This window comes from Streptomyces sp. bgisy027, assembly GCF_057710365.1.
This window is the reverse complement of the sequence record NZ_JBYIVZ010000017.1, coordinates 1-18,856: the sequence shown is the minus strand read 5'-3', so window position 1 is coordinate 18,856 and position 18,856 is coordinate 1. Positions and strand designations below refer to the sequence as shown.

The following is an 18,856-nucleotide window of genomic DNA, read 5'->3' as shown; positions in this document are numbered from 1 at the left end:
ACATTCGGTTCGTACGGACGGGCGAGACCAGGGCAAAGTCTACCGGCGGTCCTCCGCCTCCCGTGGGGCCTCTCGCCGACGTGAGCGCGGAAGGACCCGGAGCGCGTCTCCTATGTCGGCCACTTCCAGCACCTTCATGCCCGTCGGGATCTTGCCGGGGTCGCCCGGAACGAGGGCGTGCGTGAAGCCCAGGCGGTGCGCCTCGGCGAGCCTGCGCTGCACGCCCGTGACCCGTCTGACCTCGCCCGCGAGGCCGACCTCGCCGATCGCGACGAGGTTCTTGGGGAGAGGTGTGTCACTGGCGGCGGAGGCCAGCGCGAGGGCGACGGCGAGGTCGGCCGCGGGCTCCGAGAGCTTCACCCCGCCGACCGTCGCGGAGTAGATGTCCCGCTTGCCGAGCGCGCTGATCCGGCCGCGCTGCTCCAGCACGGCCAGCATCATCGAGACGCGCGAGGTCTCCAGGCCGGACGTCGTACGGCGGGGCGAGGGGATCTGGGAGTCGACGGTGAGCGCCTGCACCTCGGCGACCAGGGGGCGGCGGCCCTCCAGGGTGACGGTCAGGCAGGTGCCCGGGACCGGTTCGTCACGTCGGGTCAGGAAAAGTCCGCTCGGGTCCGCAAGGCCCGTGATGCCCTCGTCGTGCAGTTCGAAGCAGCCGACCTCGTCGGTCGCGCCGTAGCGGTTCTTGACGCCGCGCACGAGCCGCAGGCGGGCGTGCCGGTCGCCCTCGAAGTGGAGGACCACGTCCACGAGGTGCTCCAGGAGGCGGGGTCCGGCGATGGCGCCGTCCTTGGTGACGTGCCCCACGAGCAGGGTGGACATCCCGCGCTCCTTGGAGGCGCGGATCAGGGCGCCGGCCACCTCCCGGACCTGGGCCATGCCGCCGGGCGCGCCGTCGATCTCGGGGGAGGCGACCGTCTGTACCGAGTCGAGGACGAGCAGGGACGGCTTCACCGCGTCCAAGTGGCCCAGCACGGCGGACAGATCGGTCTCGGCCGCGAGATACAGATGGTCGTCGAGGGCGCGGATGCGGTCGGCGCGCAGGCGCACCTGGCTCGCCGACTCCTCACCGGTGACGTACAGCGTGCGGTGCTCGTGGCTCGCCGACTTGGCCGCCACGTCCAGCAGCAGGGTGGACTTGCCGACGCCGGGCTCGCCCGCGAGGAGGACGACGGCGCCGGGCACCAGCCCGCCGCCGAGCACCCGGTCCAGCTCCGGCACACCGGTGGAGCGCGCGGTCGCCTGCCGCCCGTCGACCTGCCCGATCGGCAGCGCGGAATTCGTCACCCGCCCCGGCGTCGTCGTACGGACCGCGGGCGCGCCGTACTCCTCGACCGTCCCCCATGCCTGGCACTCGGGGCAGCGGCCGAGCCACTTGGCCGTCTGCCAGCCGCACTCGGTGCAGCGGTAGGACGGTCGGTCCTTCGTGGTCTTGGTACGGGCAGCCATGCGATGAACCGTAGCCGAGCCCACCGACAACGCCGTACGGCTGTGCACAAGGCGCCTCTCCGGGGTGCGGCGGAGGGCCGACTCGTCATGCACAAGCCATGGAATCCCGGGTTCCTGTACCCCTTTGAGGGATCGTTTCACCCGTATGGATTAAAACTGCTCAAGCAGGCAGAAGGTGCAACTCCGGGCCGCCTACGGTCCACCAATGATGAGCAGCACTCCGGACACCACGACCCGCACCACCGGCGCGCATCGGGCGCACCGGGAGGCGCGTGATCGTGCGGCGGCGCGCACATTGGCGCAGCGGCCGCCCGCGCGCTACGAGCCCTATCTGGACGGGCTGTTCACCTACTGCCTGTCCGTCCTGTGCGACCACGACACCGCGACCGCCGCCCTCGGCGACGTCCTCGCTCTCGCCGAGCGCCGCGGTCAGCGCGTGCCCGCGACCGCCGCCGACCGGCGCCCCTGGCTGTACGCGCTGGCCCGCTGGGCGTGTCTGCGCAAGCTGGCCGAGGTCAAGCAGAAACGTACTGGCAGCCATGCGGCGGGCCGGCACGGCGCGCATCGGCCGACCGGCGCGCAGCCCGCCGGAAAGCCGGTCACCGAGGAGATCCAGGAGCAGCGGCGCCGCGAACTCGCCCTGCTCGCCTGGCCGGAGGCCGCCGGCACCACCCCGGAGCAGCGCGAGGCCCTCGAACTGGCCGTCCGCCACCACCTCGCCGCGGGCGAGGTCGCCGCCGTCCTCGGCCTGGACCTGGCCGCCGCGCGCGCGTTGCTCGCCGCGGCCGCCTGCGAGGTGGAGCGCACCCGCGCGGCCCTCGCCGTCGTCGAGACCGGCGCCTGCCCGAGCGTGGCCCGGCTGACCGGCGACAACCAGGTCGTGCTCGGCACGGCCCTGCGCCGCGAACTCGTGCGGCACGTCGATGACTGCCCGCGCTGCCGCCGCACCGCCGAGCGCGCGATCCCGGGCCGGTGGCCCGGCGCGGCCGTCACCCCCGCCGAGCTGCCCGTCCTTCCGGCGCCCCGCGCGGCCCTGCACATGGCCCTCGCGCACCACCCGCGCGCGCGGGGCGCCGCCGTGCCGCGCTTCGACCGGCGCGGCTTCCCGATGGACCCGAAGGACCGTGCCGCCCGCAGGGACCGGCTACGCGCGCGTGCCGTCACCACGACCGTCGTCGCCACCGTGGTCGCCGCCCCGGTGATCGCCCTGTGGGCCGCCTACCGGGGCACCCCGACCGGCGAGGGCGTCGAAGGCGGTGCGGCAAGCGCCAGCGAGGCGCACGACCCGGGGGCCCTCGAGGGAGACAGTGCGGGCGGCGGCTACGAGAACGCCGGCAACGCCAGCACCGCCCCCGGCGGCCGCTTCGGCGACCACCCCGGCTCGGACGTCCTCGTCGAGGTCGTGGGCGTCAGCGGCGCGAGCGCGGGGAACCTGGACGTGAGCGCCGACCACAGCGGCGACACCACTCTCGTCACCCTCAAGGCGACGGGCGGCAAGCCGGTGCGCTGGTCGGCGAGCACCGGCGCGCACTGGCTGTACCTGAGCCGGTCGTCGGGAACGCTCGCGCCGGGCGAGTCGTTGACGATCAAGGTGTACGTCGACCAGCTGCGCGAGCCGTCCGGGTTCTGGAGCGCGCGGGTGGCGATCTCACCCGCCGGTGCCGTCGTCGCCATCGAGGGCTACGGCACCGCCCCGAGCCCCTCCGACCCCGGTCAGGGCCCGGGCCCCGACCCCCTCCCGAGCGACCCGACCCATCCCGGGACGCCGAGCGACCCGCCGCCCTCGTCCTCCGGGCCCGATCCGACACCGACGACCCCGGATCCGCCGGACCCGACCCCGGGCGATCCGACTCCGAGCGACCCGACCGAACCCGGGACGCCCAGCGATCCACCGCCCTCGTCGTCCGACCCGACGCCGTCGGACCCGTCCGGTTCGTCCGCCCCGACGAGCTCGACGCCACCGCCCGGCGGGAGCGGGGAGCCCGGCCCGTCGGGGCCGTAGATCCCCTCGTGCGGCGCCGTGCAAGGCCTCGGCGGCGCGCGGGCGGGAGCCGGTCAGCCGGCCGGGTCCGCCGGGTGCGGAGCCAGCAGGGGCAGCTGCGACGCCAGCCGCTCCTCGCACAGCTCGACCAGGCGGTCGTAGCCGGCCTTGCCCATCAGCTCCGTCAGCTCGGGCCGGTAGGACACGTACACCGGATCGCCTGCGCCGTGCGCCGAGGTCGCCGAGGTGCACCACCAGTGCAGGTCGTGGCCGCCCGGACCCCAGCCGCGGCGGTCGTACTCACCGATCGACACCTGGAGCACCCTGGTGTCGTCGGGCCGGTCGATCCACTCGTAGGTCCGGCGGACCGGCAGCTGCCAGCAGACGTCCGGCTTGGTCTCCAGCGGCTCGCGGCCCTCCTTCAGGGCGAGGATGTGCAGCGAGCAGCCCGCGCCGCCCGCAAAGCCGGGGCGGTTCTGGAAGATGCACGAGCCGTTGAAGGGGCGGGTCTGGCGGTCGCCGTCCTCGTCCTCCGAGATCCAGCCGTGCTCCATGCCCTCGTCGTGGTGCTGCCAGATTTCGGGCGTGAGCCTCGCCACATGCTCCGCGACGCGCTTCTCGTCGTCCTCGTCCGAGAAATGGGCCCCCAGCGTGCAGCAGCCGTCGTCCGCGCGGCCCGCCTGGATGCCCTGACAGCCGCTGCCGAAGATGCAGTTCCAACGGGAGGTCAGCCATGTCAGATCGCAGCGGAAGACCTGCTCGTCGTCCGCCGGATCAGGGAATTCCACCCATGCGCGTGCGAAGTCGAGACCCTTCTCGTCCGACTCCGGGGAGTCCTTCCTCGGCTTCTTCGACTTCGTGGCCGCCTTCGCCTGCGAAGAACCCTTGCCGGATTTGGACGTCTTGTCGTCCTTCGCCTTTTTCGTCTTTGGCACGGGACCAGGGTACGGCGTCCGTACCTGCGACTTCGAGGACGGAGGATCGCCCAGGTGGCAGTAGCGTTCCGTACATGAGACTCGGTGTCCTCGACGTGGGATCCAACACGGTGCATCTGCTGGTGGTGGATGCCCACCCCGGCGCGCGCCCGCTGCCCGCGCACTCGCACAAGGCGGACCTGCGCCTGGCCCAACTCCTCGACGGCAGCGGAGCCATCGGCCCCGACGGGGTCGACCGGCTGATCGGCGTCGTCCACGAGGCGCTCCAGGCCGCCGAGGACAAGGGTGTCGAGGAGGTCCTGCCGTTCGCCACGTCCGCGGTGCGCGAGGCGAGCAACGCCGACGACGTACTCGCACGGGTGATGGACGAGACCGGGGTACGGCTGCAGGTCCTCACCGGCGCGGAGGAGGCCCGGCTGACCTTCCTCGCCGCCCGGCGCTGGTTCGGCTGGTCGGCCGGGAAGCTGCTCGTGCTGGACATCGGCGGCGGGTCCCTGGAGATCGCGTACGGCATGGACGAGGAGCCGGACGCGGCCGTCTCGCTGCCGCTCGGCGCCGGACGGCTGACCGCCGGGTGGCTGCCGGGGGATCCGCCGGAGCCCGAGGACATACGGGCACTGCGGCGGCACGCGCGCGCACAGATCGCTCGCACGGTCGGCGAATTCAGCCGCTTCGGCGCGCCGGACCACGTGGTCGCGACGTCCAAGACCTTCAAGCAGCTGGCCCGTATCGCCGGTGCCGCACGCTCCGCGGAGGGCCTGTACACCCAGCGCGAGCTGAAGCGGGAGTCCCTGGAGGCCTGGGTGCCGCGGCTGGCCGGGATGACCACGGCCCAGCGCGCGGAACTGCCGGGCGTCTCCGAGGGACGCGCCGGGCAGCTGCTCGCCGGGGCGCTGGTGGCCGAGGGAGCGATGGACCTGTTCGGCGTGGAGACGCTGGAGGTCTGCCCCTGGGCGCTGCGCGAGGGCGTGATCCTGCGGAAGCTGGATCAGATGACCGTGGGCTGACGGGCGGGGCCGGTGCCCCGGGTGTACGGGTCCGCGCGGCCTGGGTCGTGCGGTCGTGTGCCGTGCAGCCTGGGTCGTGCGGTCGTGTGCCGTGCAGCCTGGGTCGTGCGGTCGTGCGGTCGTGCGGTCGTGCGGTCGTGTGGCCGTGTGCCGTGCGGCTGTGGCCTGAGGACCTGGGGTGCTTGTGACGGTGGTCGGTCTTGGGGCTGCGGTGGGGTGCTTGTGACGGTGGTCGGTCTTGGGGCCGTGGGGGTGCTCGCGAAGGCCGTCGGTCTAGGGGCGTGCGGCGCTCGCGAAGGCCGTAGAGCTCGCGGCCGGACTCGCGTGCCGCGGTCGGCGGCGCCCCGCGCCCGCGCGTGAACCCCGCCACACCCCCGCCCCGCGCCGCCCCCGCCCGCGCGTGAACCCCGCCACACCTCCCCGCCCCGCGCCCGCGCTCCACCTGCCCCGCATCGGCCCAGTTCGCGTACCTGGCCGGTTGTCGGCCCTGGCGGCGGGCGTGCGGTCATCGGTTCCCCCGCGCTCCGTGCCGCCCCGTACTCTGTCCCTCGTGGCAGAACCAGTGGTGCGCATCCCGGATGCGAAGGTCGCTCTGTCGACGGCCTCCGTCTATCCGGAGTCGACGGCGACGGCCTTCGAGATCGCCGCGCGCCTCGGGTACGACGGCGTCGAGGTCATGGTGTGGACCGATCCGGTCAGCCAGGACATCGAGGCGCTGCGCCGGCTCAGCGACTACCACCGGATCCCGGTCCTGGCCGTCCACGCTCCTTGTCTGCTGATCACACAACGCGTCTGGTCGACGGATCCGTGGACCAAGCTCCAGCGCGCCCGGGCCGCCGCCGAGAAGCTCGGGGCGGCCACGGTCGTGGTGCATCCGCCCTTCCGCTGGCAGCGCCAGTACGCGAGGGACTTCGTCACCGGCATCTGGCGTATGGCGAACGAGACGGACGTACGGTTCGCCGTCGAGAACATGTACCCCTGGCGCTACCGCGACCGTGAGATGCTCGCCTACGCGCCCGACTGGGACGTCACGAAGGACGACTACCGCCACTTCACGATCGATCTCAGCCATACGGCGACCGCCCGCGCGGACGCCGTGCAGATGATCGACCGGATGGGCGACCGGCTCGGGCATGTGCACCTCGCGGACGGACGGGGGTCCGCGAAGGACGAGCACCTCGTGCCCGGCCGCGGCAACCAGCCCTGCGCCGAGGTGCTGGAACGTCTCGCCCTGACCGGCTTCGACGGTCACGTCGTCATCGAGGTCAACACCCGCCGCGCGATGTCCGGCGCCGAACGCGAGGCCGACCTCGCCGAGGCCCTCGCCTTCACGCGGCTGCACCTGGCCTCCGCGGTGAAGGTGCCCCGGCCGTGACCGACACGGCAGGCGGGCGGGGCGGCGTGGGATCCCGGCGCCGGGGCCGGCCCCCGCGCGCCGAGTCCGCCGACACCCGCGACCGGATCCTGGACGCCGCCCGCGAGGAGTTCGCCGAGCGCGGCTACGACAAGACCTCGGTGCGGGGCATCGCCAAGGCCGCAGGCGTGGACTCCGCGCTCGTGCACCACTACTTCGGCACCAAGGAACAGGTCTTCGAGGCGGCCGTGGAGGTCGCCCTGGTACCTGCCCTGGCGGTGCGGGACGCGGTGCTCGAAGTGCCCGTCGACGACGTCGGCGAGCGCCTGACCCGCAACCTGTTCGGGCTCTGGGAGAACCCCGTGACCCGCAGGCCGCTGCTCGCGATCGTGCGCTCCGCGGTCAACAACGAGGCCGCGGCCACCGTCTTCCGGCGCCTGGTCTCGGCCCAGCTGCTGCGCCGCATCGCCGGCGAGATCGACGCCCCGGACGCGGAACTGCGCGCCGAGCTGGCCGCAGCGCAGCTGGTCGGGGTCGCGATGATGCGCTACGTCATCAAGATCGAGCCGATCGCCTCCGCGGACCCGGAGCAGATCATCGCGCGCGTCGCGCCCGTCGTGCAGGGGCACCTGACCGGCCCGTGACGGCCGGGGGCGCCTGACCGGACCGGGTCGGCCGGATCGCCGGTACCGCAAGGCATGCGCCGCCGACGCGAGGGCGATTCCGCGAGACATGCGTCCCGTATTCCGGACACCTCGTCCCGCCCTCTGGATGACCGGCGTACGCTCGTTAGCAGTCAGAAGTCTCTGATCGCATTCTCCGCAGTACACCGCAGTACCGCCGCAGTACCCCCGCAGTCCCTGCAGTCCTTGAAGGAGCGAGCGACGATGCCCGAGCTGAGGTCCCGCACAGTCACCCACGGCCGCAACATGGCGGGCGCCCGCGCCCTTATGCGCGCCTCCGGTGTACCCGGTGCGGACATCGGCCGGAAGCCGATCATCGCGGTGGCGAACTCCTTCACCGAGTTCGTGCCCGGCCACACCCACCTCCAGCCCGTCGGCCGGATCGTCAGTGAGGCGATCAGGGAGGCCGGCGGCATCCCGCGCGAGTTCAACACCATCGCGGTGGACGACGGCATCGCCATGGGCCACGGCGGCATGCTGTACTCCCTGCCGTCCCGCGACCTCATCGCGGACAGCGTGGAGTACATGGTCGAGGCGCACTGCGCCGACGCCCTGATCTGCATCTCCAACTGCGACAAGATCACCCCGGGCATGCTCAACGCCGCCCTGCGGCTGAACATCCCCACGGTCTTCGTCTCCGGCGGCCCGATGGAGTCCGGCCGCGCCACGCTGGTCGACGGCACGGTTCGCACCCTCGACCTGGTCGACGCGATCTCCGACGCCGTGAACGACAAGATCTCGGACGAGGACATCCTCCGTATCGAGGAGAACGCCTGTCCGACCTGCGGCTCCTGTTCCGGCATGTTCACCGCCAACTCGATGAACTGCCTGACCGAGGCCATCGGCCTGTCCCTGCCCGGCAACGGCTCGGTCCTCGCCACGCACACGGCCCGCAAGGCCCTGTACGAGGACGCGGCCCGCACGGTCATGGACATCACCCGCCGCTACTACGAGCAGGACGACGACACGGTCCTGCCGCGCAACGTCGCCACCTTCGCGGCGTTCGAGAACGCCATGGCCCTCGACATCGCCATGGGCGGCTCCACCAACACGATCCTGCACCTGCTGGCCGCCGCCCAGGAAGCGGGCGTCCCGTTCGGCCTGGAGCAGATCAACGAGGTCAGCCGCCGGGTGCCGTGCCTGGCCAAGGTCGCGCCCAACGTCGCCAAGGACCGTACGTACTACATGGAGGACGTGCACCGCGCCGGCGGCATCCCGGCCCTGCTGGGCGAGTTGCACCGGGCCGGCCTGCTCAACGAGGACGTGCACGCCGTCCACAGCCCGTCCCTGTCGGACTGGTTGAAGACCTGGGACGTGCGCGGCGGATCCCCCTCGCCGAAGGCCGTCGAGCTGTGGCACGCCGCCCCCGGCTGCGTCCGCTCCGCCGCGGCCTTCTCCCAGTCCGAGCGCTGGGAGGCGCTGGATGAGGACGCCGAGGGCGGCTGCATCCGCAGCGCCGAGCACGCCTACTCCAAGGACGGCGGCCTCGCGGTCCTCAAGGGCAACCTCGCCGTCGACGGCTGTGTCGTGAAGACCGCGGGCGTCGACGAGTCCATCTGGACCTTCGAGGGCCCGGCGGTCGTCTGCGAGTCGCAGGAAGAGGCCGTCGAGAAGATCCTCAACAAGCAGGTGACGGACGGCGACGTCGTCGTCATCCGCTACGAGGGCCCCAAGGGCGGCCCCGGCATGCAGGAGATGCTCTACCCGACGTCCTTCCTCAAGGGCCGCGGCCTCGGCAAGACCTGCGCCCTGATCACCGACGGCCGCTTCTCCGGCGGCACCTCGGGCCTGTCCATCGGCCACGCCTCCCCGGAGGCCGCGTCCGGTGGCACGATCGCCCTCGTCGAGGACGGCGACCGCATCCGCATCGACATCCCGAACCGCTCGATCGAACTGCTCGTCGACGAGACGGAACTCACCCGCCGCGAGCAGGCGTTGAACGGCGTATACGCCCCGAAGAACCGCGAGCGCAAGGTGTCGGCGGCGCTGCGCGCGTACGCCGCGATGGCGACGAGCGCGGACAAGGGCGCGGTGCGGGACGTGACGAAGCTGGGCTGACGCCCGAAGCGCGTGTCACGGGGCCGTCTCTTCGGAGGCGGCCCCTTCGGCATACGGCGGCGGGGACGCCCCCGGGTGCCCGTCTCCGTCACCACCGTGACGGATCGCGGGCGGGTCTTCGTCACCACCGTGACGGATCGCGGGCGGGTCTTCGTCACCACTGCGACGGATCGCGGGCGTCGACGCCGAAGACGGTGCCGTCGGGGGCGGCGGAGTAGACCCGGCCACTGGCGAGCACCGGCTCCGGCAGGTTGGCCGCCAACCGGTCCGAGTCGGTGCCGAGCCGCGGTGGTGTCTGGCCGAGCAGCCTGCCGTCGCGGGCGTCCACGGCGAGCAGCCGGCCGTCGGGCGCGCTGAGGTACACATGCCGGCCGTCGAAGACGGGCAACGACGTACGGATGACCGACGTCTCCAGACTCCACAGCTGCTTGCGTGCCTCCATGTCGACGGCGACCAGCGTGCCGCCGACGCCGACGACGTGCACGACGTTCCCCCGGACCGTGCCGCGCCCCTGCTGCACCGGACGGGGCAGGGGCACGCGCTGTGTTGTCCCGTCGCCGGGGGAGTAGCGGACCACGGCCCTCGTGTCGCTGTAGACGCCGTTGACCGAGAGCAGGAAGACCGAGCCGTCCGACGTGCCGGCGAGCTCCAGGTCGCCGTCCAGCCTGGCGTCCCAGCGCACGTCACCCGTGGCCGGGTCCACCGCGGTGATCCGGGTGCTCGATCCGTCCGCGGACGTGGTTGCCGTGTACGCCAGCGGATCCTTCGGGAAGGAGACGACATACGGATTCTCGTGCCCCGGCAGCGAACGGCTCCACTTCTTCTCGCCCGAGGCGCCGTCGACGGCGGTGACCGTGCCGTCGGCGCCGGTGAGCAGCAGCATGCCGCCGACGGCCGCCGACGGGCCGTCCACGGGCCTGCTCCGGTGCCAGGCCGGCTTGCCGGTGGCGGGATCGAGGGCTTCCAGCCGGCCGTCCGACGCCGCGTGCACGAGGCCGCCCGCGACGACCGGCGCGACGCTCACGGCCGACGGGGCGACGGGCCGGCGCCACAACTCCCGGCCGTTCGCAGGGTCGAGCGCGAAGACGAGCCCGCTCTGCGAGCACAGCATCTTCCCGGCACCGTACGTGCACTGGGGTGTGCCCTTCCCGGGCGCCGGCGTCGCCGTCCACGCACCGAAAGCGGCCGGCGCGGTCCGTGTCTCCCCGCCCTTCGGCGCCGGGCCGCCACCGCCGAGCAACTGCACCGAGGCCAGCGTGGCCACCGCGGCGAGCGCGACGACTCCGGCTCCGAGGGCGAGCAGTCGGCGGCGCCGGGGTCCACCGGACGCCCCTTCGGGCTTCCTCCCGGCACCGGACGGCGACTTGGCATCCGAGCCCGAGCCCGAGGCTGCTCCCGCCCCGGCCCCCGCTCCCGCCCCCGCGCCTGGCTCCGCTCCCGCGCCTGGCTCCGGCTCCGGCTTGCGCGGCCCGTCCGTGGCCCGCTGCGCCGGTATGAACGCCTGCGTGTCGTACGACGCCGCCACCGACCGCAGCTCGCGCATCATCTCGTCGGGTGTCGGCCGGTCCTCGGGCTCCTTGGCGAGGCAGCGCAGCACGAGCGGCGCGAGATTCGGTGGCAGCCCGGTCAGGTCCGGCTCGTCGTGGACGACCTGGTAGGCCACGACATACGGGCTGTCCGAGTCGAACGGCCCCCGTCCCGTCGCCGCGTGCACCAGCACGGACCCGAGCGCGAAAATATCGGCGGCCGGCCCGACCTCCCGGGGCCGCCGGAACTGCTCCGGCGCCATGAACGGCGGCGTGCCGATCAACTTCCCCGTCTCGGTCCGCAGTTCGCTGTCCTTTGGCCGAGAGATGCCGAAGTCGATGACCTTCGGCCCGTCCTCGGCGAGCAGCACGTTGCTCGGCTTCAGATCCCGGTGCACCACGCCGACCCGGTGTATGTCGCGCAGCGCCTCCGCCAGCCCGGCCATCAGCCGCCGCAGCCGCGCCGGCTCCATCGGGCCATTCCGCTTCACATGATCGGAAAGGGTAGGGCCGGGGATGAACAGCGTGGCCATCCAGGGCCGTTCGGCCTCCGGATCGGCGTCCACGACAGGCGCGGTGAAAGCGCCGCTGACCTTGCGAGCGGCCCCCACCTCCTGCCGGAAGCGCCCCCTGAACTCGGGATCCCTGGCGAACTCGGCATGCACGACCTTCACCGCGAGCTGCATGCCCGAGGTGCTCCGCGCCAGATGGACGACGCCCATGCCACCGGAGCCCAGACGTTCCTCCAGGCGGTAGTGACCGGCGTATTCGGGAAGTTCCGCTTCCGCGCCCGCTCCGGTGTTCTGCTGTGGCGCCATGGAACCACCCCCGTGCTGTTCGTACGCGCGCGCGACGCACGGAGCCTAGTCGATGACTCGTACGAGACAGAGGCGGCTTGCTAGCCTCCGTGTTCCCCATACGTACATGTGTGCGTGGCGTGATTTAGGGGAATCAACGGGACCCCATGGCAGTCATGGGGATCAACGGGGGAGGAACGATCATGTCCGCAGATCGCATCGAAGAGGCCGAAAGAGCCGAGGAGACCGGGGGCGTCGCGGCCGAGGGCGTAGCGACGACGGCCGCCACGGCCAACGCCGTGCGCTACTACTCGGTCGCGCCCGGCGTCCGCCTGAACGTCCGCCGGGGTCCCGGCACCACCTACGGCATCGTCCGCGTCCTGCCCGAGGGCGCCAGGATCCCGATCTACTGCCAGACGCCGGGCACGACCGTGTCCGGTCCGTACGGCACGTCGAACATCTGGGACAACATCGACGACGGCGAGTACGTCTCGGACGCCTACGTCCAGACGGGCAGCGACGGCTACGTCCGTCCGCGCTGCTCCTGAGCCGGCCGGTCCCGGTGCGCCGGGACCCGTACGGAGCCCGCGGCCCCGCCGGAGCCATAATCGACTCGTGAGCGAGAAGAGCGAGAAGAACGGCACGCCGGCCACCCCCGCGGGCTCCTCGGGCCCCCGCCCCGAGCCCCTGCGCTTCTTCGGCACGACCTGGGTCGACCACGACAACGGCTACACCGCCCGTCGTATCGGGGTCAGCGCCGGATCCCTCCTCGCCGCAGCCGTCTCCTGTCTGGTGCTGCGCTTCGCCTACGAGGGGATCGCGATCGCCGGTCCCGGCAGCTTCGTGACCGTCCTGGTCGTCGCGATGTTCGCGATCTGCAGCGCGCTCGCCTTCCGCCACACCTGGGAGGGCTTCACCAAACGCCCCGACCCCGACCGGCACGCCTCCCTGCGGGGCCTGCTCACCATCGGCTTCGTCGGCTCCCTCCTCGCCTATTTCTTCCGCTCCCTCATCGAGGCCCCCGGCGAGAAGCTCCACCGCGAGGAATACGAGAAGGCCCGCAAACAACACGAATCCCGAACCAACCGCCGCACCGGCAACCCCTCCAAGAAACGCCGCCGCGATTAGAACCTAGGGGCTGGTTGTGGGTGCGGGGTGAGGGCGGATGCAGACGTGCGGGCACTGCGCCTCAAGTCAAGGGTGGGGGGGCGCGCTCCACCGACAGGCGCCAGAGTTTGTCGCGCCGATCAACCGCAGGGGCGGGGGCACACAGGAACCGACGTGTGCTGCGCAGGTGAGACGGTCGGGGTGTGTGGCGCAGACGAGCGCGGGCGTGTGGCGCAGATGCAGATAGGGACACCGGCCTGCTGCGCGGACCTGGCTGGTGGTGACGCCTTCCGCAGCCCTCTCACTGAGCCAAGCCCTCCTCACCGAGCGACGCCAGCCTGCCGAGGCACGCCCGTCCACCGGGGCACGCCCGTCCACCGAGGTAGGCGCGTCTACCGAGGTAGGCCCGTCCACCGAGGCAGGCGCGTCTACCGAGGCACGCCCGTCCACCACGAGGCACGCCGCCGAATCGCGCCCGCCCTTGGAGCCGCGTCCGCCCTTGGAGCCGGGCCCGTCGACCGGACCGTGCCCCTGCACCGGACCGTGCCCGTCCACTGGACCGTGCCCCTGCACCGGAGCGTGCCTGCCATCGAACCGCGCCGCTTGGGAAGCCACGCCCAACCCAACTCACTCCATCCCCCCACCCCACCCCACCAAGTCATGCCGCCCCACCGAAGCACCCCCGCCAAACTCGGTGCCCATGACACCAACCAGGGCGCACCATGACCGTATGAATGCCCCCTCCCGATCCGACCGCGCCAGCTCCTTCAACGCTGCCGCAGCCCAGTACGCCGCGAACCGCCCCTCCTACCCGCCCGCTCTCTTCGACGCGGTCGAGGAACTCGCCGGCCGCCCCCTCACCGGCGCGCGCGTCATCGACGTCGGCGCGGGCACGGGCATCGCCACCGCCCTCCTCCACCGACGCGGCGCCGACGTACTGGCCGTGGAACCCGGCGACGGCATGGCCGCCCAGTTCCGGAGCGCCCACCCGGACATACCGATCATCCGTGGCAACGGCAACCACCTCCCCCTGGCCACCGCCTCCGCCGACTTCCTCACCTACGCCCAGGCCTGGCACTGGACCGACCCCGCCCACTCGGTACCGGAGGCCCTGCGCGTGCTGCGTCCCGGCGGCGCGCTGGCCCTGTGGTGGAACATCACCCCGCTCGACATCGACTGGCACGCCGCCCAGGCGCGACGCATCGAGCGCAGCTTCGGCATCCACCCGGCCGTCGAACAGAACGGCAGCGGCGCCCGAGCAGTCCTGGGCGACCCGACCGGCAAACTCGACTTCATCCGCCGCAAGGTGCGCTGGAGCCGCCGCGTCCCCGTCGACACCCACCTGGCCAACATCGGCAGCCACTCGATCTTCCTCGTCCACGGCACCGAGGCGAGCACCACCTTCCTCACCGAGGAGAGGCGGTTCCTCCTCAACGCCTTCCCCGACGGAATCATCGAAGAGACCTACGACGTCGACCTCCTCGTGGCCACCACCCCCTGACGCGCCCCGCCACACCCCCCGCCCGCCCTACGCCCCGACCGGCGAGGGTGGGCGCACGCATGCGCCGACACCCCAAGCACCCCAGTACCCCGAGGCCCCCGAACCCCAGGGCACATCGAGGCCCCCCGAACCCCAGGGCACATCGGCATCTCGTCACGCACTCGCCACTCCCCGCACCCCAAGGCACTCCTCACCCCCGTCACACCCCGCGACTTCGCGCACCCCAGCGCACCCCAGCGCACCCCAAGACACCCCTCCCCCCGACCCCGCGCACCCCAGGGCATCCCGCGTCCCCCCGACTCCGCGCACCTCCACGCGCACCTCGACGCACCCTCTCCCCAAGCCCACCCCGTCGCTTGACTGCATAGCCCCACCGGAGCATTATTCATCGCATGATGAATTATTCCCCGGCCGATCCCGTCCGCTCCGACCCTCCCGACACCCCAGCCATCCGAGCCGAGGCCCTGAACGTCGTACGCGGTCCGCGCCAGGTACTCCGAGACCTCGCCTTCACCGTCCCGCGCGGCCAGATCACGGGCCTGCTCGGCCCCTCCGGCTGCGGCAAGACCACCCTCATGCGGGCGATCGTCGGCACCCAGGGCAAGGTCACCGGCACCCTCGACGTCCTTGGCCGCCCCGCCGGCCACCCGACCCTGCGCACCCGCATCGGCTACGTCACCCAAGCCCCCTCCGTCTACGACGACCTGACGATCCGCCAGAACCTCGACTACTTCGCGGCGATCCTCGACCCCGGCCACACCGCCGCCGACCGGCGTCACGAGAACGTCACCCGCGCCATCGCCGACGTCGACCTCACCAGTCACGCCGACGTCCTGGCCGGCAACCTCTCCGGCGGCCAGCGCAGCCGCGTCTCCCTCGCCGTCGCCCTCCTCGGCACCCCTGAACTACTCGTACTCGACGAACCCACGGTCGGCCTGGACCCGGTCCTGCGCCGCGACCTGTGGAACCTCTTCCACGACATCGCCGCCTCCCGCGGCGCCACCCTCCTCATCTCCTCCCACGTCATGGACGAGGCCGAGCGCTGCCACCGCCTCCTCCTCATGCGCGAGGGCCAGATCCTCGCCGACGACACCCCCGAAGCCCTCCGCACCCGTACGGGATCCGAGACCGTCGAGGCGGCCTTCCTGCACCTGGTCGACGAGGCGGTCGCGGCTGCCGCCCGCGCGAAGGAGACCACGCGATGACCACGACGACGAGCACGACCGGCACGCTCCGGCCCGTTCCCACCGGCGCCCTGAACTTCGCCCGCACCACCGCCACCGCCGCCCGGGTCCTGCGCCAGCTCCGACACGACCCGCGCACCATCGCGCTGATGCTCCTCGTGCCCTGCGTGATGCTGTTCCTGCTGCGCTACGTCTTCGACGGCAGCCCGCGCACCTTCGACAACATCGGCGCCTCCCTCCTCGGGATCTTCCCGCTGATCACGATGTTTCTGGTCACCTCCATCGCCACCCTGCGCGAACGCACCTCGGGCACCCTCGAACGTCTCCTCGCCATGCCCCTCGGCAAGGGCGACCTGATCGCCGGCTACGCCCTCGCCTTCGGCACGATCGCGATCATCCAGTCCGTCCTGGCGACCGGACTCGCCCTCTGGTTCCTCGGCCTGGACGTCACCGGCAGCCCCTGGCTGCTCCTGCTCGTGGCACTGCTCGATGCCCTGCTCGGCACCGCGCTCGGTCTCTTCGTCTCGGCCTTCGCGGCCTCCGAGTTCCAGGCCGTCCAGTTCATGCCGGCCGTGATCTTCCCCCAGCTCCTCCTCTGCGGCCTGTTCACACCTCGCGACAACATGCACCCCGCCCTGGAGGCCATCTCCAACGTCCTCCCCATGTCCTATGCGGTCGACGGCATGAACGAAGTGCTCAAGCACACCGACATGACCGCCAACTTCGTCCGCGACGCCCTGATCGTGGCCGGCTGCGCCCTGCTCGTCCTGGGCCTGGGAGCAGCGACCCTGCGACGCAGGACGGCATGACCCCCGACGGGCCGGGCCCGGCGTCGCCCGGACCGTCCGCCCACCGGACACGTCACCTCCAAAGGCGGCGCCCGGTGCGAGGATGAATCCGGACGACGCAACCCCCGGAGGACACCCCAGCCATGACTCAGAAAGTCGCAGTCCTCGGCACCGGCAAGATCGGCGAAGCCCTGCTCAGCGGAATGATCCGCGGCGGCTGGGCCCCGGCCGACCTCCTGGTGACGGCCCGCCGCGCGGAACGAGCCGAAGAACTCCGCACCCGCCACGGAGTCACCCCGGTCACCAACGCGGAAGCCGCCAAGACCGCAGACACCCTGATCCTCACCGTCAAGCCGCAGGACATGGGCACCCTCCTCGACGAGCTGGCCCCGCACGTCCCCTCCGACCGCCTGGTCATCAGCGGAGCAGCCGGTATCCCCACCTCCTTCTTCGAGTCCCGCCTCGCCGCTGGCACCCCGGTCGTCCGCGTCATGACGAACACCCCCGCCCTCGTCGACGAGGCCATGTCCGTCATCTCCGCCGGCAGCCACGCCAGCGAGGCCGACCTCGTGCACACGGAGGAGATCTTCGGCTCCGTCGGCAAGACGCTCCGCGTCCCCGAGTCCCAGCAGGACGCCTGCACCGCCCTCTCCGGCTCCGGCCCGGCGTACTTCTTCTACCTGGTCGAAGCCATGACGGACGCCGGCATCCTCCTCGGACTGCCCAGGGACAAGGCGCACGACCTGATCGTCCAGTCCGCGATCGGCGCCGCGACGATGCTCCGCGACAGCGGCGAACACCCCGTCAAGCTCCGCGAGAACGTCACGTCCCCCGCCGGCACCACCATCAACGCCATCCGCGAACTCGAGAACCACGGCGTACGAGCCGCCCTCATCGCCGCCCTCGAAGCCGCCCGTGACCGCAGCCGCGAGCTCGCCTCCGGCAGCAGCAACAAGTGACCCCCGCCGCCCCCTCCCCAGGGGGCGGCACGGCGCACCCCCTATACGGTCACCCCGGTATCGGCGGCCGCAGGCGCAACCGCCGGCAGCAGTCCGATCGCCCGATACGCGGCATCCACGGTCGGCCGAGCCATCGCCCGCGCGCGCTCCGCACCATCCCGCAGCACCCCCTCCACATAGCCAGGATCCGTGCACAGCTCCCTGTGCCTGTCCTGTACGGGCTTGAGGACCCCGATCACAGCCTCTGCGGTGTCCTTCTTCAAGGCTCCGTACGATTCATATACACCGCTCAGCTCCGATGGGTTCCCACCCGTGCACGCCGCGAGGATCTCCAGCAGGTTCGCCAGGCCCGGCTGCGCCTCCCGGTCGTACACGACCTCCCGCCCACTGTCGGTCACGGCCCGCATGACCTTCCGCCGCACCACGTCCGGCTCGTCCAGCAGATAGACGATCCCCGGCCCGGAGTCATCGCTCTTGCCCATCTTCGACACCGGATCCTGCAGGTTCATGACCCGAGCAGCGACCTGCGGCGGCGTGGCCCGAGGCACCACGAACGTATGTCCGTACCGGTCGTTGAACCGCGCCGCGAGATCCCGCGCGAGCTCCACATGCTGCGTCTGATCGTCACCGACCGGCACCGCATCGGCCCCGTACGCGAGGATGTCCGCCGCCATCAGCACGGGATACGTCAGCAGCGACAGCCGCACACTCCCGCCCCGCACCCGCTCCCGCGCCGCCTTCTCCTTGTACTGGATCATCCGCCGCATCTCGCCGTCCGTGGCCACGCACTCCAGGACGTACGACAGCCGCGCGTGCTCATCCACATGACTCTGTACGAAGACGGTGCACAGCTCCGGATCCAGCCCCGACGCCAGCAACAACGTCGCCGCCTGCCTACTGAGCCTGCGCACCCGCGCCGGATCGTGATCCACGGTCAGGGCGTGCAGATCGACGATGCAGAACAGCGCGTCGGCCTGGTGCTGATCGACGGTCGCCCAGCGCCGCATGGCCCCCAAGTAGTTCCCCAGCGTCAGATGCCCGGTCGGCTTGACCCCACTGAAGACCCGCGTCATCTCTTCTCCACCTCCTGGTCGAGACCGCCGTCCCCGGCCGGCCGACCCTCTGGAGGGAGAAACGAAAACGGCCGCCGAGGCGGCGGCCGTTGAGTGCGTACGTGAGCGCGGCCGCCGTCAGGCGGCCCACCACAGCTGGGTACACGTACGCGAAGTCATGTGCCCCACACTACGCCCCTGGGGTGCCACGCGGAGTGAAGTTGACACGCCCAGACCCGGTACGTAGTGTTCTCCGAGTTGTCCGACGTGAGCGCCGACTCCGGTCGGTCCCCGGACAACCACTCCGCAGGTACCAACCACTATTCGACGACAATCGATCTGTCTGCCGTCGTTTCATTGGCGTGCGTATTTACGGAATGAGGAATCCGCGCCCGACAGGACGCAGCCCCCGATTAGCTCGGGAGCGAGGAATCCGCTAAAGTCTCACTCGTCGGAAGGGCTCAACAGCCCGGAA

15 protein-coding genes are annotated in these 18,856 nt (G+C 71.7%); 11 read left to right on the top strand and 4 right to left on the bottom strand.

What is annotated here, in order from left to right; all coding sequences use genetic code 11:
* Positions 1-39 precede the first annotated feature (39 nt).
* A complete protein-coding gene (gene radA / locus AC3ETA_RS18920; protein WP_432194085.1) occupies positions 40-1,449 on the bottom strand; it encodes a DNA repair protein RadA in 1,410 nt (469 codons plus the stop codon).
* Between the two features lie 205 nt (positions 1,450-1,654).
* Between radA and AC3ETA_RS18915 the strand changes: the two genes are divergently transcribed.
* Positions 1,655-3,451, top strand: coding sequence for a BACON domain-containing protein (locus AC3ETA_RS18915; protein ID WP_432194084.1), 1,797 nt, complete (start codon positions 1,655-1,657; stop codon positions 3,449-3,451).
* Between the two features lie 53 nt (positions 3,452-3,504).
* Here AC3ETA_RS18915 and AC3ETA_RS18910 read toward each other — a convergent pair whose 3' ends face one another.
* Complete coding sequence (locus tag AC3ETA_RS18910) at positions 3,505-4,365, bottom strand: DUF3109 family protein (protein ID WP_432194083.1); 861 nt, start codon at positions 4,363-4,365, stop codon at positions 3,505-3,507.
* A 74-nt stretch (positions 4,366-4,439) separates the two neighbouring features.
* Here AC3ETA_RS18910 and AC3ETA_RS18905 point away from each other — a divergent pair, with 74 nt between their 5' ends.
* The 4 genes from AC3ETA_RS18905 (at position 4,440) to ilvD (ending at position 9,467) form a co-directional block, all read left to right on the top strand.
* Positions 4,440-5,372, top strand: a complete 933-nt coding sequence (locus tag AC3ETA_RS18905) for a Ppx/GppA family phosphatase (protein WP_432194082.1) — start codon at positions 4,440-4,442, stop codon at positions 5,370-5,372.
* A 550-nt stretch (positions 5,373-5,922) separates the two neighbouring features.
* The gene (locus AC3ETA_RS18900; protein ID WP_432194081.1) at positions 5,923-6,747 is read left to right on the top strand and encodes a sugar phosphate isomerase/epimerase family protein; all 825 of its coding nucleotides are present in this window, start codon (positions 5,923-5,925) and stop codon (positions 6,745-6,747) included.
* Positions 6,744-7,370, top strand: a complete 627-nt coding sequence (locus tag AC3ETA_RS18895; protein WP_432194080.1) for a TetR/AcrR family transcriptional regulator — start codon at positions 6,744-6,746, stop codon at positions 7,368-7,370. Before AC3ETA_RS18900 ends, AC3ETA_RS18895 begins: the two co-directional genes overlap by 4 nt.
* Positions 7,371-7,613: 243 nt before the next feature.
* Complete coding sequence (gene ilvD / locus AC3ETA_RS18890) at positions 7,614-9,467, top strand: dihydroxy-acid dehydratase (protein WP_432194079.1); 1,854 nt, start codon at positions 7,614-7,616, stop codon at positions 9,465-9,467.
* Between the two features lie 154 nt (positions 9,468-9,621).
* Here ilvD and AC3ETA_RS18885 read toward each other — a convergent pair whose 3' ends face one another.
* Positions 9,622-11,811 (bottom strand): serine/threonine-protein kinase, encoded by a 2,190-nt coding sequence (locus AC3ETA_RS18885; protein ID WP_432194078.1) that lies wholly within the window; start codon positions 11,809-11,811, stop codon positions 9,622-9,624.
* A 182-nt stretch (positions 11,812-11,993) separates the two neighbouring features.
* On the opposite strand from AC3ETA_RS18885, the gene AC3ETA_RS18880 reads away from it, so the two are divergent.
* From AC3ETA_RS18880 to proC, 6 genes are all read left to right on the top strand, one after another.
* Complete coding sequence (locus tag AC3ETA_RS18880) at positions 11,994-12,338, top strand: SH3 domain-containing protein (protein ID WP_432194077.1); 345 nt, start codon at positions 11,994-11,996, stop codon at positions 12,336-12,338.
* 67 nt (positions 12,339-12,405) lie between these two features.
* Positions 12,406-12,918: an EamA/RhaT family transporter gene (locus AC3ETA_RS18875; RefSeq protein WP_432194076.1), complete on the top strand. Its 513-nt coding sequence runs from the start codon at positions 12,406-12,408 to the stop codon at positions 12,916-12,918.
* Between the two features lie 709 nt (positions 12,919-13,627).
* Positions 13,628-14,398, top strand: a complete 771-nt coding sequence (locus AC3ETA_RS18870; RefSeq protein ID WP_432194075.1) for a class I SAM-dependent methyltransferase — start codon at positions 13,628-13,630, stop codon at positions 14,396-14,398.
* A 392-nt stretch (positions 14,399-14,790) separates the two neighbouring features.
* Positions 14,791-15,603, top strand: coding sequence for an ABC transporter ATP-binding protein (locus AC3ETA_RS18865; RefSeq protein WP_432194074.1), 813 nt, complete (start codon positions 14,791-14,793; stop codon positions 15,601-15,603).
* A complete protein-coding gene (locus AC3ETA_RS18860) occupies positions 15,600-16,391 on the top strand; it encodes an ABC transporter permease (protein ID WP_432194073.1) in 792 nt (263 codons plus the stop codon). Before AC3ETA_RS18865 ends, AC3ETA_RS18860 begins: the two co-directional genes overlap by 4 nt.
* 122 nt (positions 16,392-16,513) lie before the next feature.
* Positions 16,514-17,329, top strand: a complete 816-nt coding sequence (gene proC, locus AC3ETA_RS18855) for a pyrroline-5-carboxylate reductase (protein WP_432194072.1) — start codon at positions 16,514-16,516, stop codon at positions 17,327-17,329.
* Positions 17,330-17,370: 41 nt separating this feature from the next.
* Here the strand turns inward: proC and trpS are convergent, their stop codons facing one another.
* A complete protein-coding gene (gene trpS / locus AC3ETA_RS18850) occupies positions 17,371-18,402 on the bottom strand; it encodes a tryptophan--tRNA ligase (protein ID WP_432194071.1) in 1,032 nt (343 codons plus the stop codon).
* Positions 18,403-18,856: the final 454 nt, after the last annotated feature.